The sequence below is a fragment of the Enterococcus alishanensis genome, from assembly GCF_019218635.1.
GTDB classification, from domain to species: domain Bacteria; phylum Bacillota; class Bacilli; order Lactobacillales; family Enterococcaceae; genus Enterococcus_A; species Enterococcus_A alishanensis.
In genome coordinates this window covers 265,687-288,096 of record NZ_JAHUZB010000003.1, presented here as the reverse complement: position 1 = coordinate 288,096, position 22,410 = coordinate 265,687, and the positions used below count along the sequence as shown (strand labels likewise).

The 22,410-nt window shown below is 37.2% G+C and carries 21 protein-coding genes and 1 pseudogene; 6 read left to right on the top strand and 16 right to left on the bottom strand.

What is annotated here, in order from left to right:
- Window position 1: 1 nt before the first annotated feature.
- From KUA55_RS08370 to KUA55_RS08360, 3 genes are read right to left on the bottom strand one after another with little or no spacing between them, the layout of a single operon-like run.
- Entirely contained in the window at window positions 2-2,206 is a 2,205-nt protein-coding gene (locus KUA55_RS08370; RefSeq protein ID WP_218325748.1) for a transglutaminaseTgpA domain-containing protein, read from the bottom strand.
- Entirely contained in the window at window positions 2,203-3,276 is a 1,074-nt protein-coding gene (locus KUA55_RS08365) for a DUF58 domain-containing protein (protein WP_218325747.1), read from the bottom strand. Before KUA55_RS08365 ends, KUA55_RS08370 begins: the two co-directional genes overlap by 4 nt.
- Window positions 3,276-4,220, bottom strand: coding sequence for an AAA family ATPase (locus KUA55_RS08360; RefSeq protein WP_218325746.1), 945 nt, complete (start codon window positions 4,218-4,220; stop codon window positions 3,276-3,278). Before KUA55_RS08360 ends, KUA55_RS08365 begins: the two co-directional genes overlap by 1 nt.
- Before the next feature lie 189 nt (window positions 4,221-4,409).
- Here KUA55_RS08360 and KUA55_RS08355 point away from each other — a divergent pair, with 189 nt between their 5' ends.
- The 5 genes from KUA55_RS08355 to KUA55_RS08335 all read left to right on the top strand — a co-directional run bounded on the left by KUA55_RS08355 (window position 4,410) and on the right by KUA55_RS08335 (window position 7,849).
- A complete protein-coding gene (locus tag KUA55_RS08355) occupies window positions 4,410-4,778 on the top strand; it encodes a GntR family transcriptional regulator (protein ID WP_218325745.1) in 369 nt (122 codons plus the stop codon).
- Window positions 4,775-5,635: an ATP-binding cassette domain-containing protein gene (locus tag KUA55_RS08350; RefSeq protein WP_218325744.1), complete on the top strand. Its 861-nt coding sequence runs from the start codon at window positions 4,775-4,777 to the stop codon at window positions 5,633-5,635. Before KUA55_RS08355 ends, KUA55_RS08350 begins: the two co-directional genes overlap by 4 nt.
- Window positions 5,632-6,372 (top strand): hypothetical protein, encoded by a 741-nt coding sequence (locus KUA55_RS08345; protein ID WP_218325743.1) that lies wholly within the window; start codon window positions 5,632-5,634, stop codon window positions 6,370-6,372. Before KUA55_RS08350 ends, KUA55_RS08345 begins: the two co-directional genes overlap by 4 nt.
- Before the next feature lie 233 nt (window positions 6,373-6,605).
- Entirely contained in the window at window positions 6,606-7,379 is a 774-nt protein-coding gene (locus KUA55_RS08340) for a helix-turn-helix domain-containing protein (protein ID WP_218325742.1), read from the top strand.
- Between the two features lie 80 nt (window positions 7,380-7,459).
- Complete coding sequence (locus tag KUA55_RS08335; protein ID WP_218325741.1) at window positions 7,460-7,849, top strand: VOC family protein; 390 nt, start codon at window positions 7,460-7,462, stop codon at window positions 7,847-7,849.
- 333 nt (window positions 7,850-8,182) lie between these two features.
- Here the strand turns inward: KUA55_RS08335 and KUA55_RS08330 are convergent, their stop codons facing one another.
- The 8 genes and pseudogenes from KUA55_RS08330 to KUA55_RS08300 form a co-directional block, all read right to left on the bottom strand.
- Entirely contained in the window at window positions 8,183-9,139 is a 957-nt protein-coding gene (locus KUA55_RS08330) for an alpha/beta hydrolase (protein ID WP_218325740.1), read from the bottom strand.
- Window positions 9,140-9,487: 348 nt separating this feature from the next.
- On the bottom strand, window positions 9,488-9,646 hold the full coding sequence (locus KUA55_RS18710) for a hypothetical protein (protein ID WP_425514609.1): 159 nt from the start codon (window positions 9,644-9,646) through the stop codon (window positions 9,488-9,490).
- 124 nt (window positions 9,647-9,770) lie between these two features.
- Window positions 9,771-10,979: pseudogene (locus KUA55_RS08325) on the bottom strand (MFS transporter).
- Window positions 10,980-11,447: 468 nt separating this feature from the next.
- Window positions 11,448-12,875, bottom strand: coding sequence for a glycoside hydrolase family 1 protein (locus tag KUA55_RS08320; protein WP_218325739.1), 1,428 nt, complete (start codon window positions 12,873-12,875; stop codon window positions 11,448-11,450).
- A gap of 79 nt (window positions 12,876-12,954) precedes the next feature.
- Window positions 12,955-13,746: a histidine phosphatase family protein gene (locus KUA55_RS08315; protein WP_218325738.1), complete on the bottom strand. Its 792-nt coding sequence runs from the start codon at window positions 13,744-13,746 to the stop codon at window positions 12,955-12,957.
- A gap of 83 nt (window positions 13,747-13,829) precedes the next feature.
- A complete protein-coding gene (locus KUA55_RS08310; RefSeq protein WP_218326151.1) occupies window positions 13,830-14,177 on the bottom strand; it encodes a PTS sugar transporter subunit IIA in 348 nt (115 codons plus the stop codon).
- 17 nt (window positions 14,178-14,194) lie between these two features.
- Entirely contained in the window at window positions 14,195-15,463 is a 1,269-nt protein-coding gene (locus KUA55_RS08305) for a PTS sugar transporter subunit IIC (RefSeq protein WP_218325737.1), read from the bottom strand.
- Between the two features lie 12 nt (window positions 15,464-15,475).
- Window positions 15,476-15,790 carry a PTS sugar transporter subunit IIB gene (locus KUA55_RS08300; protein WP_218325736.1) on the bottom strand — a complete coding sequence of 105 codons (315 nt, stop codon included), beginning with the start codon at window positions 15,788-15,790 and terminating at the stop codon, window positions 15,476-15,478.
- 174 nt (window positions 15,791-15,964) lie between these two features.
- On the opposite strand from KUA55_RS08300, the gene KUA55_RS08295 reads away from it, so the two are divergent.
- On the top strand, window positions 15,965-17,872 hold the full coding sequence (locus KUA55_RS08295; RefSeq protein ID WP_218325735.1) for a BglG family transcription antiterminator: 1,908 nt from the start codon (window positions 15,965-15,967) through the stop codon (window positions 17,870-17,872).
- 41 nt (window positions 17,873-17,913) lie between these two features.
- Here KUA55_RS08295 and dagF read toward each other — a convergent pair whose 3' ends face one another.
- The 5 genes from dagF to KUA55_RS08270 are packed head-to-tail and all read right to left on the bottom strand — an operon-like array spanning window position 17,914 to window position 22,394.
- Window positions 17,914-18,651 (bottom strand): 2-dehydro-3-deoxy-phosphogluconate aldolase, encoded by a 738-nt coding sequence (gene dagF / locus KUA55_RS08290; RefSeq protein ID WP_218325734.1) that lies wholly within the window; start codon window positions 18,649-18,651, stop codon window positions 17,914-17,916.
- 11 nt (window positions 18,652-18,662) lie between these two features.
- Complete coding sequence (locus KUA55_RS08285; protein WP_218325733.1) at window positions 18,663-19,754, bottom strand: DgaE family pyridoxal phosphate-dependent ammonia lyase; 1,092 nt, start codon at window positions 19,752-19,754, stop codon at window positions 18,663-18,665.
- Window positions 19,744-20,850 (bottom strand): amidohydrolase/deacetylase family metallohydrolase, encoded by a 1,107-nt coding sequence (locus tag KUA55_RS08280; protein ID WP_218325732.1) that lies wholly within the window; start codon window positions 20,848-20,850, stop codon window positions 19,744-19,746. The genes KUA55_RS08285 and KUA55_RS08280 overlap by 11 nt, the downstream gene beginning before the upstream one ends.
- A gap of 18 nt (window positions 20,851-20,868) precedes the next feature.
- Window positions 20,869-21,561: a DUF4310 family protein gene (locus KUA55_RS08275; protein WP_218325731.1), complete on the bottom strand. Its 693-nt coding sequence runs from the start codon at window positions 21,559-21,561 to the stop codon at window positions 20,869-20,871.
- A 53-nt stretch (window positions 21,562-21,614) separates the two neighbouring features.
- Window positions 21,615-22,394 carry a DUF4311 domain-containing protein gene (locus KUA55_RS08270; protein WP_218325730.1) on the bottom strand — a complete coding sequence of 260 codons (780 nt, stop codon included), beginning with the start codon at window positions 22,392-22,394 and terminating at the stop codon, window positions 21,615-21,617.
- Window positions 22,395-22,410 lie beyond the last annotated feature (16 nt).

Here is a 22,410-nt window from a genome sequence, read left to right as displayed (position 1 = left end):
CTTAATAGACATACCAATACTTGGCTATAATTTTCTTCACTGTCGTCATTTCTTGATGATTTTTTTTCATGGCTTGCTGGACTGTTTCATTTACCAGACCTACTTCAGAGGCTGATAATTCAGTCGGACTAAAGCTGGTCTGAATGACAAGTCTTAATATTTCGGTGAATTTCCCCTCAGAAATCATTGGAAAAAGCTCGTGCATTTGTTTAGAAAAATCTGCTTCATTCCCAGTGAGGGGTATTTTTTTAGCATATCTAACAGCTGACAACATATTTTGGAAAGCCTGATCTGCTCTCTGTTGATTTTTTTCAGCATTTTTTTTATTGTATCTATGGCGCAACCAAAACGATACTATTACCAAACTGATTGCTAAAAAGATTGTTACCAATACAACACCGAAACGACTAAGAAAAGTAGTTTGTCTAGTAGAAGTATTGGTTACATTGGTCGTATTTTCTTGATTCGTTAGACTCGCTTGATTAGTGGCATCAGGTGTTACTTCCACCGGTAACCAGCCAGAATTTTCCTGATACAATTCCACCCACGCATGAGCATCACCATCCTTGACAGTTGCCACGTATTGACCATTTTCTTGTTCTTCAAAACTTGAAACGGGTACTTTGTAACCCGTCGTATAACGGGCCGGCTGATCAAATAATCGGTACATAATTACCGCTGCTGTCGCAAAATGTTGGCAATAGCCTTGCCTCGTATCAAATAAAAACCCCTCTGCAATATCTTCTCCAAAAGGCATTACACCAGGTGTAAGAGAATAACTCGCTCGAGAATGGAGCTGATCAATAATAAAAGCAGTGATTTCGCTTCTTTCAGTTAAGTTTTGGCTAGCAACAAGTTCTGCTATTCGCGGCACTTCTTCAGTAGAGATTTTCGTATATTCCGATTGGACATAGCGGCTATAAAGATTCTCAACTCGATCAAACCAATCAATCTGATTTGGATCAGCTTGATTCAAAGCCGTCAGATAATCTGTTTGGCTGAGTAATCGATACCTGGCATTGTCTGCTGTACCATAATTATTTAAGGAATAATAAGGTTGATAATAAGATTGTAAATTTTGATTCAACTTTTCTAATTGTAGATCATAACTGCTATTTCTAGCTGCTTGATTGGCTGAGTAATCCCAGTCATTCCCATAATCCAATAAATAGGTATAGCGGCCATCAAAATAATTCCCGTTCGCGTAATAATTTGTCCCCCAGCCATTGCGTTCATAAGCGGTGGTTAATTCATCAAAAAAAGGCTGCTCATTTAATTCCGACCATTGATCACCTTGATAATCGCTCCAAGCTTGATCCTTTAAATATAGATCCTCGGTCGGTAATTGACTGACCGTCACTCTGAATTCTTCTTGATCAGAAGGATAATTATTGCCGCGATTGATCCGACCATTGATTGATTCCTGATTAATATTTAATAACTGCAATGAAAGATCTCTAACTCGCGTTTCCAATTGGATCGGAATCTCCAGTAAACGACTCATTTGCGGTTGAAGTAGCAGATAAAAAGCCAAAAACACACTACTAAATAACAGGCTAATAATAATCGTTGTCTTGCCGATAATATTGGTTTTTCGTTGAAATGCTTTGATATTATTTTTATTTCCTGCTAAATTACTGCCGGTTAATACATAATTAGTGACGATAATAAAAAACAACAATCCATACCAAAAACCTGTAGTCTCGATACCAATATAAGGAGATACAAATAAGACCACGGCTGCTAAAATGGTAAAAATAAAGCGTTGTCGCAAAACGACCACCATTAAATAAATCAAGCTTACAACGAATACAAATAACAAACTTACCGATAAGGTCGTCGGACTATTTAAGCTCGTTCCAGTAATGAGCCCGCTAAATTGACGATAAATGGGTAAAAAAAGGATGCCATAAGTCGCAAAAAAAGCTATAACAGCCAAATCATAACCTTTTTTTTGACTGAAAAAGCGTAACAACAAAAGCAGACTAAAAATGACACCGATGGTTATGACTAACCAGTTCTGATAATTGGTAACTTGTTTCAATAACAAACTTTTTAAAATTTCAAAACCAAATAAACTGCCCGCAAAAAAATTTAACCAGAAAATCACTAAAAAGCTAAGATTCTTTTTTGGCTTTCCACTAATCGTATATTGTTGCTGAAAGGCAATGCCATTTTCCGATTCTTTTGCTTTAAATAACCTCATAGGTAAATCACCTGCTGTGGAAGTTTTTGCTGATAATCTTCGCTGAATGTGGTCAATAATTTTTGATTCACATACAACTCCCCCTTCAAGTTCAATGAAAGATTATTACTACCATAAGCATGTGGCGTAGTTGTTTGCTCGACCTTTTTTTCAATCGACAATTGATTAATGATTTCGGTCATCAAACGCTGATAAGATTGAGGATTATTGACAGTGATTGGTGAAATCGGCAACAGTCCATTAATTAAATGAACTTCCTGAGAAATTCCTTGAACCATCAACTGATTCACTAAACTAGCCGTCAAAGTTAAAAAGCGATCAACATCTGCTAGTTTTTGTTGGTCTTCTAATAATAAATCCAGCCACAAAACAACCTGCCGATTTTCTTCTAAAGAATAAACTTTAGTCATTAATTCTCCGGTACGTGCCGAAAGCTTCCAATGAATATTTTTCGGATGGTCTCCCACCTGATAAACATCAACGGAAAAAATATCTGGACCGTCATTTCCACGAATTTCAGCAAGTGGTTGGTTATCTGAAGTTGTATTTGTTGCACTTTGATAAACAATTGTCATCTCTAAAGGTCGCGGGAAAACTTTTTGTACACTGCCGATTTGTACACTACGGCGATGACTGAATAATTTCAAATAATCATAAAAAACAATTCCTTCGACAGCCACAGCAATTTCACCGCTGTATTCAGAAGTTAGACGCAAACTTAAAATCGTCTCAGATCGTCCATCAACGTAACCAGATAGCTCAGATTGGGTCACTTTTTTTGCTGGATCTTTAGTATTTCCAGCTGTCACCAAGATTTTAAAATTTGGCACCGGCCAAAACTGATGATTTTTTACAATAAAAGCTGTCTCACCAGCAGTTCCTTGAAATACTTTTTGCGTCTGATTTTCAATTTTTATATCTAACCGATTACCAATCCACCAAACTTGTAGAAAAGAGAAAAGAAAAAATAGCAATAATACTAAAGAAAAAATCATCAATAAGTTTGAATGGTAACGTCCAGCGAAATAGAAGCTGGCAATCGTCACTAACAAATAAAAAATTTTTCGCATTAAATCCTCCTCAATACCGGTTTATCGACTTGAGCAACGATTTTTTGCAACACTGCTTTTTTTGTTAGACCATCAGCTTGTGCTTTGGGACTTAAGACGATTCGATGGGCAATCGCCGCTTCAAAATAATCCGCCACATCAGCGGGCTGAACAAATTGATTCCCTTTTAACCATGCCATCGCTCGGGCATATTTGACTAATGCTAAGACTCCTCGCGGGCTGGCGCCTATTTCAATCTCATTACTTTGGCGTGTTTCACGAACTAATTTGACTAAATATTGATAAATGGCATCATGAATATAAATTTGATTGACTTCGGCTTGTATTTCTAATAATTCATCTTTGTTAACGAGGTTCCTTAAACTATCTGTGCGGCGACCGTTGGCAACTTGCTTCGCTAAAATAATTTCATCGGCCTCACTGGGATAACCCATTGATAATGAAACTAAAAAACGATCCATTTGAGCCGGCGGCAATAATTGCGTTCCGACAGTCCCTTGCGGATTTTGAGTCGCAATTACAAAAAATGGCTGCGGTAACTTTCTAGTCTCTCCGTCAACTGTCACTTGTTTTTCTTCCATTACTTCTAATAAAGCTGATTGGGTCTTCGGTGATGTTCGATTGATTTCATCGGCTAATAATAAATCGCAGAAAACAGCTCCCTCTTGAAAAACAAAACGATCCTGATCTTTTTGATAAATCGAAAAACCTGTTAAATCCGATGGTAAAACATCTGGTGTAAACTGCACGCGATTATTCTTCAACGCAAAAACTTTCGACAAGGCCGTCGCCAAAGTCGTCTTTCCTACCCCCGGTATATCTTCCAACAAAATATGTCCATCGGCTAAAAATGCCGCCACAACTGACATAATTAAATTTTCTTTCCCCAAAATAACCGTATTTAACTTTTCCATCAAACGCCAAATCTTTTCTTGATTATTCATAGAATGCTCCTCGCTGTTTGATAGACCTTAGTTTAGACCTTCGAGTGGAGTTTAAGTCAATCTTTTAAGCCAAAAAAAAGCGATTTTAGGAAAAAATTTTGATTTATTTAAAATTTTATTTGACAGAGACGTTATATAGTTTTATAGTTAATTACACAAGTAACTAACCAAACAACTGAGGTGAACATTTTGGAATTTAATTACACCGATGCAAAACCTTTGTTTCAGCAAGTAGCCGATCAGATCTCTGAAGGGATTTTAAATGGTGATTTTATTGAAGGGGAACAAATACCTTCCACCACAGAAATTTCTAAGAGTTATCAAATCAACCCTGCCACAGTTTTAAAAGGCATGAATTTACTGGTTGAAACAAATTTAATCGAAAAGAAAAGAGGTATTGGCATGTTTGTACTAGCTGGGGCACAAGAAAAAATCCGCGCCAATCGCAGAGAAGAATTTTTATCGAAAGAAGTTGCTAACTTAGTCGAAGAAGCAAAAAAAATCGGCATCAGCCAAGAACAGCTGCAAGCCTTAATTGAAAGAGGGTATCAAAAATGAGTTTAGTGATTAATGGGGTAACTAAAATTTATAAAGAAAAAAATGCTTTAGATGATATTCAATTAACTTTTGAAAAAGAAAAAATTTATGGTCTATTAGGACGAAATGGTGCTGGTAAAAGTACTTTACTAAATATTATCAGCAATCGCGCTTTTCCTAGTCGGGGATCGGTCAATCTAGATGGTGAAAAAGTGACTGATAACGAACATGCCCTAGACAACATTTATTTAATGAGTGAAGACAATCTCTTCCCTTCACCTTTGAAAGTCAAAGATGTCTTTAAATTAAGTGAAGGATTTTATGGCAACTTCGACTGGGATTTAGCCAATCATATGATCAAAGCTTTCGATTTAGACCCGAAATTAAAAATGCGCAAACTATCAACTGGTTACCGTAGCATCGCAAAATTGATTACAGCTTTATCAGTTCCTTGTGATTATATTTTTCTGGACGAGCCTGTTTTAGGTTTAGATGCCAATCACCGAGAATTGTTTTATCAGTTTTTATTAGAAACTTACGAAGAACGTCCACGAACTTTTGTATTATCTACTCACTTAATCGAAGAAATCGCTAATTTGTTAGAAGAAGTGATCTTTATTGATCATGGAAAATTGATCAAACAAGCAACGGTCGAGGATATTTTAGGTGAGGGAAAAACTTTAACTGGACCGAAGGATTTGGTTTTAGCTGCGACTGAAAATTTACATGTTTTAAATATTGATTTATTAGGTAACCAAGCAACAGCTTTTGTGACTGGTGATTTACCTGCCCAATTACCCGGAGAAATTCGCTTAGGACCGATGAATTTACAAAGCTACTTTGTGCAATTAACAAAAAGAAATGGGGAAGCAAAATGAAACTGACAACAGCCTTAAGATATAGATTAAAATATATAGCCATTTCCGGTGGGATTTACTTTGGATTTTTCGTGGCTTTTGCCATTATTTTTCCACTACTGGGAGTTATAGCGATAGGTGGTAGTCACGAACAAGTCTACTCGGATCTTCTATTCAGTCCGTTAATTTATGGTTTCATTATGGCTTTTATTGGGGTAAATTCTGATTTCAAATTATTTATTCAAAATGGTGTCTCTCGTCGTACAATTTTTATCACCAATATTATTTCTAATTTACTACAATCTTTTGGATTAGCAGCAATCTGTTTACTACTTAAAAAAGTGGTTGATTCACTACCAATGTTTGAGAATTTTACTTTAAGTACCTTCTTCTTGGATTTTTATTCTGATGGAAATTTATTAAAAACTTTGTTTATTTTCACTTGGATCCTGTTCTTTGGTACATGTATTGCTTTATTAGCTGGTACCTTTAATGATCGGGTCCAAGGAATGAAAAAAATTGTCATTATTTTATTATTGATTATGATTCCTACTGGTTTGTTAACTTTGTTTCCGATTGCTACTGGCACGACCCTTAGTCCTTGGGTAGCAACATTTATGAAACTTACTATAGGCTTGCAAAATAGTCGTTTCCATCTATTGCCAATGAGTATTTCACTTTTAGTTGGTATGGTGATTTGCTTAGGTATTACCTATTTATTAAATGTTCGTCGGGAAGTTCGACGTTTGAATGCATAGAAAAACACGGTGATCGCTAGTTGATCACCGTGTTTCTTTTAGTCTTTTTTAGGCAAATACTTCAACCACAAAGTATCTCCCGAGAGAACTTCGGCTGATTTTAATTGAAAGCCGACAGGTAAATTTGTCGGATTATTATCCTTCTCCTACTCCATACCTTAATGAAAGACATTAAGCCACTTAATTTTTTATAATATAATGGGTATATAGGTTATCACAAAGGAGACTCTGCTATGTATTATCCAATCCAAATTCCCTATATCCTTGATTTATCTTTTCAAAAGCATATTAAATACAGTGAAACTGTCATTGATGAATTATCCGATTTTATTATTTGTTATTGGGATATGATTTCCCTTACTGATGAAGCACTTTATTTAGAAAATATCATCATTTTAGACGGATGTATTGATTTAGTTGTAGATTTTGAAGCAAAAGTAATTGGGTTCTCCGGTATGACTAGCACGGACTTTCATTTCCCCATCCATCTACCAGCTAAGTTTATGGGGTTACGTCTAATGCCCAATGCTTTCCACCAACTTACTGGTCGAAAACCACAAGATGCTTTAGATAAACTATTGCCTATAGCTGAAATATATACTGATTTTGATTGTGACTTATTTTTTAGTTTGTCCTTTGAAGAAGCCAGAGAATACTTAATAGGATTCATTTCGAATAAAATGGATGGTTTTGTACCTGATACTTATTCAAAGTTATTCAGTAAGTTTAGTCAGGACCCACCTTCTTCAGTAAGTGAAGTTTGTCAGATTTTGAATCTTAGTCAAAGCCAATGTCAAAGGAACTTCATTAAACATTATGGCTTGACCCCCAAAGTTGTTCTTTCAATTTTAAGGTTTCAAAAAGCCATTACTATTTTAACTTCTACAAAATCAAGACCAAGTGACGTTTTAGAGTTTGTTAGATATTATGATCAATCGCATTTTATCAATGATTTTAAACGAAACATTGGATTAACTCCACTTGAGCTTATTTCTCGTTACCAATAAAGTGGAATTTTTGACTATTTTTTCCAATACGGCAAATTATTTTCTTGATAAGCTATCCTTAAATAGAGGAGGAGTATATGATGATGAAAAGCATGTCACCCAATTTAATGGTAGAAAGCGTTGAAGAAACTATCAGCTTTTATGAAGAGAAATTAGGTTTTATTATGGTTGCTTCTGTTCCAAGTGAGCAAGGCGGCTTGCAATTTGGTATTCTTGTAAAGGATGATCTAACCCTAATGGTTCAAGAAAAGAATAATTTTATTAGTGAGTATCCGGCGTTGGAAACGGACAAAGTTAAACCGTCCATTAGTCTTTATATCCAAACTGACGATTTGGATTCCTTGTACGATAATTTAAAAGCAGTTCATACGATTAACACTGAAATGCACACGACATTCTATGGAACCAAAGAGTTTGCAATACTAGATAATTCTGGCTACGTTTTAACTTTTACTGAAGAAAAGAAGTAAATTCACAATTGAATACTAAAATGACGTTCACAAAACTGAGCGTCATTTTTAGTATTTACAAGTTTCTGTTCTGATATTTTGGTATAAGCTGAGTATGGCATCCAACACTTCACTAGTTTAGTTCGGTTTATGATGTAAGAATGGGCTAGAAGTAGCAGTTGATAAACTATATTAAGATTTTACAGATGCATTTTAAAGGTAATTATCAAAGAACTATAGTCTCTACCACGGGTCATTCTTGGTGGATAGTTAAAGATATCATTTCTCGAACAACAACTAAAAATATGCACAGTAATGTGAGGTTTGATCATCTTAATCTTCCCCTCTATGTTACTATTTAATATTTTGATCAAAAAACTGGGTGATTTTTTCAAAAGGAATTATCTCTAGTTGATCATACAGATCGGTATGACTCGCGCCTGGAATCACCATTAATTCTTTGTTGTCGCCAGTAAGACTTTTATAAGCATCTTCACTAAAATATAGCGAATGGGCTTTTTCCCCGTGAACCAGTAAAACAGCATTGCGAATCTCATGAATATACTGTAATAAAGGCATATTCATAAATGATAAAGCCGAAGTGACATTCCAACCGTTATTTGAATTTAACGAACGCTGATGATAGCCGCGGTCGGTTTTATAATAGTCAAAATAAGGCGCATCTTCCGGTAATGGATCCACTACACCACCAGCCAAAGCATACTCACCCTTTTTGTAATCTTCAATTCTTTGGGCGTTTAAATTTTGACGGGCTTGATAACGGGCTTCTTGGTCCATCGCATCAAAATAACCATTGGCATTAACCCGTGACATATCATACATAGTGACCGCTACTGTCGCCTTGATTCTTGTATCGATCCCCGCCGCATTCAACGCCATACCGCCCCAACCACAAATTCCGATAATCCCAATTTTTTCTGGATCAACATTGTCTTGAACCGATAAAAAATCCACCGCCGCTTGAAAATCTTCCGTATTAATATCGGGTGACGCCACATATCTCGGTGTCCCGCCACTTTCACCAGTAAAAGACGGATCAAAAGCGATAGTCAAATAGCCATTTTCTGCCATTTTTTGGGCATATAAACCAGAAGATTGTTCCTTGACTGCGCCAAATGGTCCACTAACTGCAATCGCCGGAAGCTTGCCAGAAATATTTTTTGGCTCAAACAAATCCGCTGCTAAAGTAATGCCATAACGAGTGTGAAAGGTGACTTTACGATGATTCACCAGTTGACTTTGCGGGAAAACTTTATCCCATTCTATTGTTAAATTTAATTTTTCTTCCATGATGATGACCTCTTTTCTTTGATAAATGCAGTCTAAAGCTTCACCTTGACTTTAAGTCAAGAAAAATATTTTCCTGCTGGTTACATTTAGTATAGAAGCCCGCCATTCGAATAGCTAATACTTATAAAGAACACACTGTTATGCCTGTTGGTTATGATAAAAACGAAAAAAGATCAGACAGTCTGACTTTTTTTATATACACTTATTTTCCTTAAGAAGCGGTGCCTTCTGCTTTCCAACCTTCTGTAATCAACCAAGATTTTCCATCGATGCTCAACGTATAATGATCCGATCCCACATCTTGGGATTCGGATTAAACACGCGCTAGATTGGAATTTCTATGTCTTCTCAAGCGTAGAATGCCATCCATTCTTTTTCACAGCCAGCGTTTGCGATATTTTCATATTTACTAGCATCTAGCATGTAGAAATGTTCGTCGAACTTTTGGTTGTAAAGACGGTGGACAGGTCTCCCCACTCCATTGCTCGCCTGTAATCTCCACCGAATCAGTAACGACTAAACTAATTTCAGACAAAAAAGCTAGAAGCCTTGATAAATGGCTTCTAACTTTAGATTTTTATTTTTTCCTACTAAATCAATTAAAATAGAAAATTATTCATGAAAAATCGATTTATTTATAACGTTCCATTACACCTTTTTCTTGTAACTGTTTATCGTAATTTTTTGCTGGAGCAATCAGCCAATTAATAATGGCACATAAGATAATCCCCCATCCGGCAATGATAAATAATTTTTCTACACCGATGCGATCGGCTACTGGACAGGCGAAAATTAGACCGACTGATGCTAGTAAACTTAATAATGCCATGACTACACCCATGATTCTTCCTAGCTGCTGGATTGGAAAAGTTTGCTGGATCATTGCCATTAATATGGTGTCAAAAAATGGTGCAGCTATCCCGGTAAAGGCGCTAAAAATGATAAACCAGATTAATCCAGTATTATTTGCAGGTAAAAGACCACTTGCTGCTAACGTGATTCCGATGACTAGATAAGCAATGATTAAAGGCTTCATACGGTCTTTTCAGTTTCCAAAGACACCAATAATTGATCCACCTACCAACATTCCGATCGAGTAAATAATTTGGACAAATCCTGCGTTGCTGACAGTTCCTTCAAAATAACCAATCGTCATTAAAGGATACATACTGGCGGCTGGCATAATAAAGATGGAGGATATGGCGCCAATCAGCACGGTAATCCACAAACCTTTTTTACTGCGCAGGTCTCTGATCCCTTGTTTTGTATCTTCAAGTGCCAGTGTATTGCCGGAATGCGTTGCAGTTTTCGGTATTTTTACAAAAAGTAACAACACTAGACCTAAGAATGCTCCTAAAACGTCTAAAAGCAACAATAAATGCAACGGCATAAGGGCAAAAAGAAACGCGCCAATTCCTGGAGCAATGATTTTATTGGCGGATTGCACCATGCCTAGTTGTCCATTGACTTTAGTTAATTCTTCTCTTGGCGCAATCGTTGGCAAAATCGATAGGATCGTCGGTGTCTGGAATGTTTGCGTCACCGCGCGAACAAATAAAGAGACATAAATCAGCCAAAATGGGAAAGTTCCGGTAACTATTCCGGTGACAGATAGAATAATCGCAAATAAAGCCGCAATCAAATCTGGCACAACCAACAGTCCTTTTTTGTTCAAGCGATCCACATACGGACCGACGAATGGGCTTAATACAACCATCGGCAGCATCCCTAATAATGTCGCAAAACTCAGCATCGTTGCGGATTTCGTTTGTTCAGTCAGATACCAGATGATGGCATACTGAACAGTCATACTGGTGATTCCTGTTAAAAATTGACTCATTAAAAATAATTGAACATTGACGTGCCACTGGCGTTTTGCATTACTTTGTTTCAAAGTAAAACCTCCTGAAATTTAAAATCGGATTCGCCTTCAGGCAATGGTTTATTTATGGATGTCTACTGAACGTCGTCAAATAAAAGCACACAAAAAGCTAGGATTTCTCCTAGCCCTCAATAGTATGATTCAACTGACACTCGTTATAAGCAAGTTCATATGAATGATGATTGAGAATGTAAGAATATCTATAGACACGCCAAATAAACAATTGCTTATCGGCTATTAAATTCATCTAGATAGACATTGTTACGCTCAAAAATACAACCCCGTTCATCAAATAAACTTTGCTTCACTCTTAAATTCTTCTCGATAACTATATTATACTCTCTTTCCCAGTGTCAACGTGGGTTATTTGGACTCGCTGTTTACTAGCTAGACCAAAAAACAGACGGAAAATCCGTCTGCTACTTTTTATAATTCAGTTCCTTGACTAGCAATCACATTTTTATACCAGTAGAAAGAATCTTTTTTGATACGGGCACATTCCTTTTCGTCGTCATCTGTGCGATCGACATAAATCAAGCCATAGCGTTTTTTGTAGCCGTTACTTGTAGACAGTAAATCTAAAGCTGACCAAGGCATGTAGCCGATCACTTCAACACCAAGATCCATCGCTCGCTTGGTGGCTTTAATATGCTCCCGTAAATAATCAATTCGATAATCATCGTGAATTTTGCCATCAGGCGTTAATTCATCGTAAGCACCTAAGCCATTTTCAGTAATCATAAATGGAATCTTATAGCGAGTATACAAATCACGATAAACATATTCCAAACCAATCGGATCGATTGCCCAATCCCAGTCTGTTGTTTTTAATTCAGGGTTTGAACACATTTGATAAAATCCAGGATGGGTTTCAAAACCAGACATATCACCTTTTTTACCAGTTAAATTATATCCGGACCAGCGTCGCTCAGCCCCTTCTGGACAAGCATGAGCACAATTGCTGTCATAATAATTAATAGCGAAGAAATCTGACAAGTTTTCAGCGAATAATTTTTCATCGTCAGCAGCCATTTCTGGTGCCAAGTCATTTTGTTTCAAATAAGTTAAAGCTGCGACATTATAGTAACCCTTGAAATAAACATCCAAGTAGTAGCTGTTTCTTAAATCATTGGCATTTAAAGCCGCAATTTGATCTTCTGGTTTACAAGTTCTGGCATAAATCGGTGAATAACCTAAAGCCGGACCTGCTAAACCACCTACTTCATGAACATACTTCACAGCAATAGCTTGCGCCAAGTTCATATGATGATTGATTTGATAGCGCAACTGATTATTGTCTTGATATTCTGGCAGAATATAACATTTTTGCGTCCAATATTGCACGATAATACTTTGCTCATTAATGGTAATCCAATATTTCACATCATCTTTAAATTCATTAATAATATATTTTGCAAAGACCGCAAAATCATCTACCACTTCCCGAGATAACCAGCCGCCATATTTTTCTACCAAAGGCCAAGGCAAATCATAATGATACAAAGTTGGGATTGGTTCGATATCGTTGGCTTTCAATTCATTGATTAAATCTCGATAAAATTGAACCCCCTCTTGATTGACTTCACCATCTCCATTTGGAAAAATTCGTGACCAAGCAATCGAAAAACGGTAACTAGTGAAGCCCATTTCTTTAAACAAGGCGATATCTTCCTTATATTTGTGGTAATGATCGCTGGCTACACTGGCATCAGCAAAACCAAATTTTTCGTGTCGCTCTTGGTTGATCACATCTTGTTGTGAAACGCCTTTGCCATCGATAGCAGCGGCCCCTTCTACTTGATAGGCGCTAGTTGAAGCCCCCCATAGGAAATCTTTTGGAAATTCTTTTTGCATGTTGTTTCGCTCCTCATCTTTTTATTTAAATTAAGGATGAGTCAATAACGGACTACATCAATTTACCTTGATTAAAAAACTACTCATCTAAATGACTCGTATCAGCTAACTTTTCTAATGTATATTTTCCAGCTTGATACTTCAAAGTGGTAATACTACAATTGCCGATATCTTCACCTTGATATTGTCCTGGGACGATTTCTTCTAACAATATTGGAATCATGCCACCGGAAGAAACGATTAATACGTTGCCGCCATCTTTTTTCTCTGTTTGCTTAATAACTTTTTTCATACCTGCCAGTCCACGTTTTTGGACAGTGGCAAAGTTTTCTGCCGTACCAGTTTCATCTGCTGCGGCAATCGCATCGACAACGCCAGCCTCTCCACCTAACGCTTCTACCAATGCTGAATAATCTGACCAATCATCCTTATAGGCAAGTCCATGAGGTGCCATGATTGTATTCCACATAACTTCATTGGTTTGACCTTCAAAGCCACCAAAGTTTTTTTCGCGGAAGCCATTGTTTTCAGTTAATGTTGGTGTTTTTTTATTGTTTTCAGCTAAAATTAATTGCGCAGTGCTCCTTTGTCGTCCTAAATCGCTAGAATAAGCACCGGAAAATTTAACATCAGCCAAAGATCCACCTACCAATTTTGCTTGATCAATCCCTACATCTGTCAATGGGGTGTCAGCAAAACCTTGCACTTGGCCGGTTGTGTTAAACCAAGTTTTTCCATGGCGGACTAAATAAATCGTGATTGGTTTTTCTTGATTATCGGTATTTCCTTTGGCTTCAGCATTATTTACTCCACCAAAAAAGCTAAAACTAACTGCTACGATAGCTAATAAAGCCAGTCCAAATTTTTTCACAGTCAAAACTCCTTCTAATTTGTATCTGAAAAATTTTTAAATATTTATGAGGTGAGAAACGGAGGATTCTCACCTCGTATCAGTTAGTTTGCTTCAAGCTTATTGGTTATCAACTCGAAAAACTCGACCAAATCTTTTGTTAAACTTACTTCACTTGAAATTGTCATTAAATGATCCTGCGCATGAGTAAACAATAAACAGGGCTCATAGCTTTTACCGGCTGCTTCATTTTGAATGACTGCAGTTTGGGATTTGTGAGCCAAAACAATATTGTCTTTGGCAGCTTTTAAAGCTTCTTTTGCTGCCACAAAATCATTTTCTTTCGCCAATTTGATGGCTTCCTGGGCTTTCGTTCGACCATTACCAGCGTGTAAAATAATTTGCATCGCTACTGGGATTAATTCGTTTTCTGTCATTTCTTTTTCTTCCATCATAATTTACACCTCATTTATTGTGGACTAACAGAGGCAGCAGGCATTGCTGGCGCTTCTTCTGTTTGAATTTCATCAGCTAAAAGTTCTCTTTCATACACTTTAAAGAATGGATACCAAGTAATTAGATACATCGCGAACAATAAGATATACCAAAGAACTGCTCGGAAATCTTGTAAAATCATGACACTAGAAATCGGTGCCGGAATCTGAGCTACTTGCATCAATTGTTCTGGAATATTCAGTAAACCACCACGCATCGCAAACCAAACGACGCAACTACCTGTAATGGAATTAATCCACATTGGCATCATTAAGATTGGGTTCATCACCACCGGCGTACTAAAGACAATTGGTTCATTAATATTAAAAATCGAAGGGGCGATACAAATTCGACCTAACGTTTTTAATTTTTTTGATTTTGAGAAACACATTAATAAATTTAAGGCCAATGTCGCACCTGTACCGCCCATCATAATTAAACCTAAGCTATAAACAGTTTCATTGGTAACAATATTCATAGCCGCATTGCCTTGATCCACTGCTAAAGCGTTGGCAGCAATTCCGGCAATAAAAATCGGATTTTGAATCGCTGACCACAACCAAGTCGAAATTCCCATTGAATAGAAGAAAGCGGGAATTAATACTAACAAGATTAAACCTGGTAATGATTGACCGAAACTTTGAATCGGTTCAAAAAGATTTAAAATAATGTCAAAGATATCTAATTTGAAACTAAAGATTAAGGTTGACCACAATGCCAAACTCAAGAAGATTGGAATAATATTGTGAATCCACTCAATGACAAAATCTGGCATTTCACTGTTTTTCAATAAATTCAGTTTCGAATATAAATGGAAAATAATACTGACGACACCACCGACAATGACACCAATTAAAATCCCAGTCGGTCCAACGCGTCCCATATCATAAAAGCCTTCTTCAGCACCCACCGGATGTAGCGTCATCATTAACGAACAAATTGCAACGATTCCTGCGGTAATGGCATACTTAGGATGTTTTAACTTTTCCATATATTGATTGGCTACCATGAAAGAGGCGATCAAACCGATCATTCCAAAAGAATAATTAGAAATATTTCCTAGGTCTGGTAACTGTGGAATATACGAACGAAAAACATTATAGAAAAATACAATCGAACCAGTCATGATAAAAGGAATTAACTTTTGCATCGCACTGGACAATCCAGCTACTGCAGGTTTTTGAGTTAGAATCTTGGCTTTAGGTGCAAAGGAATTCGCTAGCCAATCCATAAACTTTTTCATGTTTGTGCCTCCTTATGCTTCTAATTTAGCTAAAGCAAAATCTAATAACCCATCGCCATCTAACATGCCGTAAATATCTTGCGGAATCACATCGACTGTGACATTAAAAGGTTTTGCTTGTTCCGTCATTTCCTCTTTAAAAGAAGCGTAATGTGGACCTAATAATAAAATATCGATGCTATCAAGATATTGACTAATCTCGCTTTCACTGCGGGCTTCAATAGAACCACCGATGCCACGTTTTTTCGCTGCCTTTCTAGTTTTTTGAGCTAAAAAGCCACTCGACATTCCTGCGCCACAACATAACATAATATTAACCGTTTTCATTTTGCTGTCCTCCAGTATCTTTTTTATTTAACTCGTTGTTCTTTACACTTCGTATTATGGCTGATTTGCACTTACACCCTCAACTAAACAATTGCACACCCCCGTGCAAAAAAATATATCATCTGGTTTTAATCCACGTTATAATATTTATAAAGTGTTGTAAGGAGGCCACCTATGAAAGCCAAACAAGCACAATTAATTGATTATCTTTTACAACAACAGCACCCAACTTCGGCCCGTATTTTGGCTGAAAAAATTGGTGTGTCCGTCAGAACAATTAAAAATTATATCTATGAAATCAATCAATCATCTGGAAATCCCGTTATTTTATCCTCACAATTAGGCTATCAAATCGAACATCAAGCGGGACAAAAAATCTTGAGTCAGACACCGCAAAAAGAAGCCCTCCCACAAAATTTTAAAGAGCGCTCTTTTTATTTGATTAAAAAAAGTCTGATTGAAAATCGCCAATTGAATATTTTTGACTTAAGTGAGGAATTATTTGTCAGCTACGCTACTTTGAAAACTGACGTCGCTAAAATGAACCAGTCCTTTGCCAAATACCACGTCAAATTCATGATTAAAAATGACACTTTACAGATCATCGGTGAGGAGAAAGACAAACGTCAATTGCTTTCCTACGTTATTTTCGAGGAAGTCCCCCATCAATTCATCAATCAAGAAATTTTAGCAGAGAACTTTAACCAAAATGACGTAACCAAGCTGGCGAATATTATTACTGAAACTTTGCAAGCGACTAAATACCGCCTTAATGATTTTTCATTTATTAATTTGATGTTGCATCTACTGATTTTACTGGAGTCAGTTCGTAATGATCATTCTCTCATCAGTCGTAATTGGTTTAGTTCTTGGCTGAGAGAAGACAAAGCCAAACTAGTGACGCAAATGATTCATGCGATTGAAAAAGATTTTGATCTAGTCTTGAACCATCATGAAAAAGAAGAAATTCATATGATTTTCCAAGCCAATGTCAACTATATTCCTTCCAATAATCTGGATGAATTGGAGCAGATTGTCGGTGCTGATATTATGACAGCGGTGCAAAATATCGTCAGTGACACCTGCCAGACTTTTGGTGTCAATTTAACTAGTGAATCTTTCTTAGTGCCTTTTTCGTTGCATATTAGCGGACTTTTTTCCCGAGCAAAGCAAGCAACCTCTTTAAAAAACCCAATGTTGCCTTCCATGAAAAAAGATTTTCCGATTGTTTATGATATCGCAGTCTTTATTGCTTTACGTCTAAATCATTATTTATCGATTGATGTGGCTGAAGATGAAGCGGCTTATATTGCGCTCCATGTGGGTTCTGAATTAGAACAACAGAAAAAAGATCTCTTTAAAATTTCGACGGTTTTACTATGCCCACAATATATGAACTTAGATGAAAAATTATATGAGCAACTGCACCAGCAATTTGGCAATGATTTAAAGATTGAAGCGGTGATATCCGATTATAATCAATTAAAAACACCTGATATTGAGTTATTGATTACGACCTTACCGGTACCTGCCAGCTCAAGTTTTCAAACCATTCAAATTTCGCCTATTTTCACTGAAGAGCAGCGCTTGTTACTTCTATCTAAAGTTGGGCAAATACGATTACATAGAAAACATCGTATTTTAGCCAAGAATTTCGATGATTATTTTGATCCACAATTCTTTACCTGTCAAAAAAATGAAACCAATCAAATGACCGTCTTGAAGAAAATTTGTCAGCAATTAGAAAGTGCAGAAATTGTTTCAGAAGATTTTTATACCCATGTTTTAGAACGAGAATTGGCTTCTTCCACAGCTTTTGAAGCAGTGGCGATACCCCATTCCGTCTATATGGAAGCTGAAAAAACGACAATTTCGATTTTTATTGCCAAAGATGGGATTCAATGGGGAACAAAAAAAGTTCAATTGGTTTTATTGGCAGCCATTAATGAAGTTGACCGACGGTATTTTACCGAAATTTACGAAGCCTTGATATCGGTTTTTGATTCTGCGGGTATCTATCAAGAAATCAAAGAAGTCAAAGATTTTGAGAGTTTCCGTAAATTAATTTTAGCCAAAATTTAAAAAGCAGCAGTGACGGAAAATTTCACGTCGCTGCTGCTTTTTTATGCGATTTTTTTAATAATCGAAAGTAAAGTTGCTACATCCTCTGGTCGAGTATCGCCAGTTGTTCCGTCAATGATCGAGCTATATACGTGAGGAATGATTTTCTTCACACCAGCATCTAAAGCAATTTGTAGGATTTCTTCAAAGTTTTCTAGATCAATCCCGCCAGTTGGTTCTAAATAGAAATCATACTTGCCACAAGCTTCAGCCACTGCCTTGAATTCATCTTTATGAGCTAAGCCTTTCATTGGAAAATATTTTACCGAGCTACCGCCCATATCTTGTAATAATTTAATGGCTGTTTCGATTGGCACGATTGCTTCTGGCGCTTTTGAGCTTAACGGGCCAGTCGCAATATTTACAAAACCAACTTTTCCGGTTGGAGAAACCAAACCATTTATAACTGTTTCATTTTGATTTAATAATGCTCGTGAAGCACCAACGCCAGTAAATATTTGATTCACATGTTGCGGTTGTAAAACTCCAGATAAGCGGGTTACCATTTGACTTTGGTTTGGATCACCCGCACCAAGTCCCACCGATAAAGCATTTTCTGTCGCTGCTTGATATTTTTTCATGTCTTCAATGGCCGCTTCGTCGCTGGCATAATTTTTTGACAATACACCTAAAACTACATAACCTTCAGCAGCTTCATAACAATCTTTTGCATTTTCAACTGAATTTGCTAAAACATTTAAGCAAACCCGTTCTTGATAATATTTTGGACTTAATGACATAATTAAACTCCCTACATAATTTCTTTTAATCGATTGACAATTTTTGTCATTTCACTTTGATTCACTGAGCGTACATCAAATTCGATGATGCCATTATTAGCTTGATATTCTCTCGTATAAACTGCAGGATCTTTTTCTTTCAGTTCTTCAATCACTTGTTTGGCATTTTTTTCGCCGCTGACTTTGACGCTGGCTCTATAAATATCGCGACCGGCACCATCTTGAACGACTTCGGCGGATAAATCTGAAATTTCGTTAAGATCTGCGATAAAAGGAAGCATTCTCGCCTTCATTTCACTGCCGGCTTCACTACCATGGACTAAGTAATCTTCCACCGCTTGTGTAAAACCTAAAATATTGTCTTTACCAATCTTCATGGCGCGACCGATTCCCTTGCCTTGCAGCCGAATCCACTCAATATATTCTTTTTTACCGATGACTAAACCAGCACTTGGCCCTTCCATCGCTTTGGCACCAGAATAAATCACTAAATCTGCACCCGCTTGAATATATTTAAATAAATCTTCTTCCGCTGCTGCATCGACAATTAGTGGAATCTTGTGTGCTTTCGCTACAGTTGCCGTTTCAGCAACCGTCAGCATGCTTTTTTGAACAGTGTGATGGCTTTTAATATATAAAATCGCCGCTGTTTTTTCTGTAATCATCATTTCTAAATGGTCTGGTCCGCACATATTGGCATAACCTGCCTCAATCACTTGTCCGCCACCTTGTTCCACCATGACTTCAACTGGTGTCCCATAATCAACGTTATGACCTTTCGGTAAAATGATTTCTCTTTTATTGATTTTGTCAGTATACGGATGGTAAGCATGATATAAATCTCCAGCACCAATCAAGGCCGCCACTGATTGGGCAATTCCAGCTGAAGCGGAAGAAACAATTTGTGCGTCTTCCACTTTTAATAATTTAGCTAAATAGGCCCCAGTCTGGATGGCTAACTGACTCATTTCAAAAAAGTGTTCACCACCAAAACGTTGGGCTGTCAAAACATTCTCAGAAACTTTTGAAACCCCTAAAATAGTCATGCGACCTGAGGCATTAATAACTTCTTTCAAGCCTAATTTTTCAAAATTAATTGTCATAAAGGACGCCTCCAATGATTGTTTGATGGGGTTTAATCTGTTCGATTGCCATTCTAGTAAAACCATTAGAATCAATTAATTCTTTGTCTGCTGGGATAATTTCAAAAATGGTTAAATCAGCATCATAGTCGACAGCTATTTTCCCTTTATTGTTTAAATTGAAATTTTTAGCCGGTGCAACTGTGATTTTTTCGATTATTTCTTCCCAAGAATAGCCAACGACTCGTAATTTTTCTAGCGTTGTCGCTAAGTCAAAAACAGGGCCATTTTCACGGTTACGAACATAAATATCGGTACTAATTGAGTGAGCTTTCATTCCTGCTGCAAATGCTTTTTCTGCAACATTAAAATTAAAGCTATCTGTTCCATGACCAATATCAAAAATGATGTCCTTACGATAAGCATCCCAAACAAAACTTTTAATCTCTTGGGTTGTTTGATCAAGAATACCATTGGGTTTTCCGTTAAAACAATGGGTTAAGACATCACCTTTTGACATCACTGTCAATACTTCTTGTAATTCTGGCGGCGCTGATCCAATATGCACCATCAGAGGTAAATCATGATTGTCCGCTTGGATTTTTTTAGCCAATTCTAGTGGTGTAATCCCATTTTCTCCCACAACTGTTTTACTCATGCGAGCTTTGATCCCTACAATAAATTCAGGCAACTCCATTAAAGCCTGATGAACTAAATCTTCTTGCACTTTGGTAAGATCAGCTAATTCATCTTGCTCGACAATGCCCCATTTTGAAATATTAAGTAATGCATAAACGTTGGTTTTTGCCGCCTCTGCTAACTGATAAAAATCATTGATATTTTCAGCGCCGGTGGTTCCGGCATCAATCACTGTGGTTACCCCTTTTTTTACGCCAATTTCATCAGGAAAATCGTAATACAATTTCATCTTTTGATAGCAATGAACATGATCATCAATCCAGCCAGCTGAAATATAATAATCATCTTTTAAATCAATGACTTCTTTTGCTTCATCAGTAATCGTTGTGTCGACTTTGGCAATTTTTCCAGCTGAAATTGCAATCTCAATTTTACTACCGTCGATTTGCTTCCCATTTTTGATTAATTTATCAAACATTTATGAACTGCCTTCCTTCTATTTAATCGCTACAGGGAAAAGTGCACCTAAAATCATCGCACCTAAAATTGCGCCACCGGCAATTGGTTTTTTCCATGCATAAAAAGCTAATGCGCCTAAAGTTGCACCGATGCCGATGGGAATGGATGCTAGACAAGCACTTAAAATAATCAATGGTCCTAAGAAACGACCAGACGAATTTCCGGCACCCATCATCACATCCGCGCCAAAAGTCGAGTTTGATTGATTAATCGTAAACTTACGAATCAAAATTATCACTCCACCGACTAACGCACCTAAAATTAAACCTGTCGCTAATGACAAAGCAAAGTTATCAATTGGCGCAGTAATTTTCATACTAAGAAAAATCGCTGGAATCCCAATCCCGATTCCTGTTAAAATTGAACCGCCTAAATCTAAAATACCGACTAATGAACCTTCTAAAATTCGGGCAAATAAGAAACTAGCGCCAAAAGCCGCTGCCGCACCATAAGATCCGCCATCTAAACCAGCTTTTAACATTGCTACAATCGATACTTCATTAAAGGCGCCCACGCCATAAGTAACATACATATGGGTTCCCGCAAAAACAGCTGCCGACATCAAGCCTACAATAATCGGAAATGACCAATCCGCAAACCAGAAACTTTTTTGTTTTTGTGCGGCCAATATCTCTTCTTGTTCTTTTTCCCACTGTTCCGTATTCTCCATGATTCTCCTCCTAATTTTTATGCATAAAGCTTCTCTTCAGAAATTTCTTTTGTTTATTCGATATTAAAAATACCATGCAGATTATCTAACCAATTTGGTGCTGAAAGTTTGAAGCTTTCCAACATTTGTAAATCGAAACCACGGAAGAAGCCACTTAACACGAACAGTAAGATAATTGCTGCCATCATACTCTTAGTAACTTTGTTCCAACCGATTTCGTCAACACCTTTACCGATTAAAATCCCTAATACCACACCTGGTACCGCGTTACCCATGATTAATTGTGCAAGTCCGCCAAATAAAGTTCCCCAGAAACCAGTTCGTTTGCCTGCGTCTAAAGCTGCTAGCCAGAAAATAACCGGCATTACGGTATTAATTAAAATTGTTGCTGCCGGAACTAAGACTGCGACTGCTGTGACTTGTAAAGATTCTGGAATAGCTGCGGCAGTTGAATTTAAAAAGGCTACTACGACAGCCCCGATCACGGCGCCGACAATCCCCATTTTCTTAGGATTATGGACGGTTTCGCCAACATTTTTATTTTTGAATAATAAAGCTGCGGCTGCCCAGTTGGGAACGATCCGGTGGGTCACATCTTGCGTGAAGGCACCGGCACCAACAGTTGATGCCCAAGCATTAAAGAAGAACCCTAAACCGAAAGAAAAATGCGAAGCAGGATCGCCCATGCAGGCATTCATTTCTCCCAATGTCCGAAAAGCACCTAAACCTTGAGTGCTAGGAGCATGAAACATTCGAGCTGCACCGACTGATGCAGAAAAACCTAACAATCCGCCAATGATGATTGATTTAATTAATATAATTGCAAAATCCACGAAATAACTTCCTCTC

Coding starts and splice junctions, on each gene's coding strand:
- KUA55_RS08370 (WP_218325748.1), bottom strand. CDS start 2,206: ATGAGGTTATTTAAAGCAAAAGAATCGGAAAATGGCATTGCCTTTCAG.
- KUA55_RS08365 (WP_218325747.1), bottom strand. CDS start 3,276: ATGCGAAAAATTTTTTATTTGTTAGTGACGATTGCCAGCTTCTATTTC.
- KUA55_RS08360 (WP_218325746.1), bottom strand. CDS start 4,220: ATGAATAATCAAGAAAAGATTTGGCGTTTGATGGAAAAGTTAAATACG.
- KUA55_RS08350 (WP_218325744.1), top strand. CDS start 4,775: ATGAGTTTAGTGATTAATGGGGTAACTAAAATTTATAAAGAAAAAAAT.
- KUA55_RS08345 (WP_218325743.1), top strand. CDS start 5,632: ATGAAACTGACAACAGCCTTAAGATATAGATTAAAATATATAGCCATT.
- KUA55_RS08340 (WP_218325742.1), top strand. CDS start 6,606: ATGTATTATCCAATCCAAATTCCCTATATCCTTGATTTATCTTTTCAA.
- KUA55_RS08335 (WP_218325741.1), top strand. CDS start 7,460: ATGATGAAAAGCATGTCACCCAATTTAATGGTAGAAAGCGTTGAAGAA.
- KUA55_RS08330 (WP_218325740.1), bottom strand. CDS start 9,139: ATGGAAGAAAAATTAAATTTAACAATAGAATGGGATAAAGTTTTCCCG.
- KUA55_RS08320 (WP_218325739.1), bottom strand. CDS start 12,875: ATGCAAAAAGAATTTCCAAAAGATTTCCTATGGGGGGCTTCAACTAGC.
- KUA55_RS08310 (WP_218326151.1), bottom strand. CDS start 14,177: ATGGAAGAAAAAGAAATGACAGAAAACGAATTAATCCCAGTAGCGATG.
- KUA55_RS08305 (WP_218325737.1), bottom strand. CDS start 15,463: ATGAAAAAGTTTATGGATTGGCTAGCGAATTCCTTTGCACCTAAAGCC.
- KUA55_RS08300 (WP_218325736.1), bottom strand. CDS start 15,790: ATGAAAACGGTTAATATTATGTTATGTTGTGGCGCAGGAATGTCGAGT.
- KUA55_RS08295 (WP_218325735.1), top strand. CDS start 15,965: ATGAAAGCCAAACAAGCACAATTAATTGATTATCTTTTACAACAACAG.
- dagF (WP_218325734.1), bottom strand. CDS start 18,651: ATGTCATTAAGTCCAAAATATTATCAAGAACGGGTTTGCTTAAATGTT.
- KUA55_RS08285 (WP_218325733.1), bottom strand. CDS start 19,754: ATGACAATTAATTTTGAAAAATTAGGCTTGAAAGAAGTTATTAATGCC.
- KUA55_RS08280 (WP_218325732.1), bottom strand. CDS start 20,850: ATGTTTGATAAATTAATCAAAAATGGGAAGCAAATCGACGGTAGTAAA.
- KUA55_RS08275 (WP_218325731.1), bottom strand. CDS start 21,561: ATGGAGAATACGGAACAGTGGGAAAAAGAACAAGAAGAGATATTGGCC.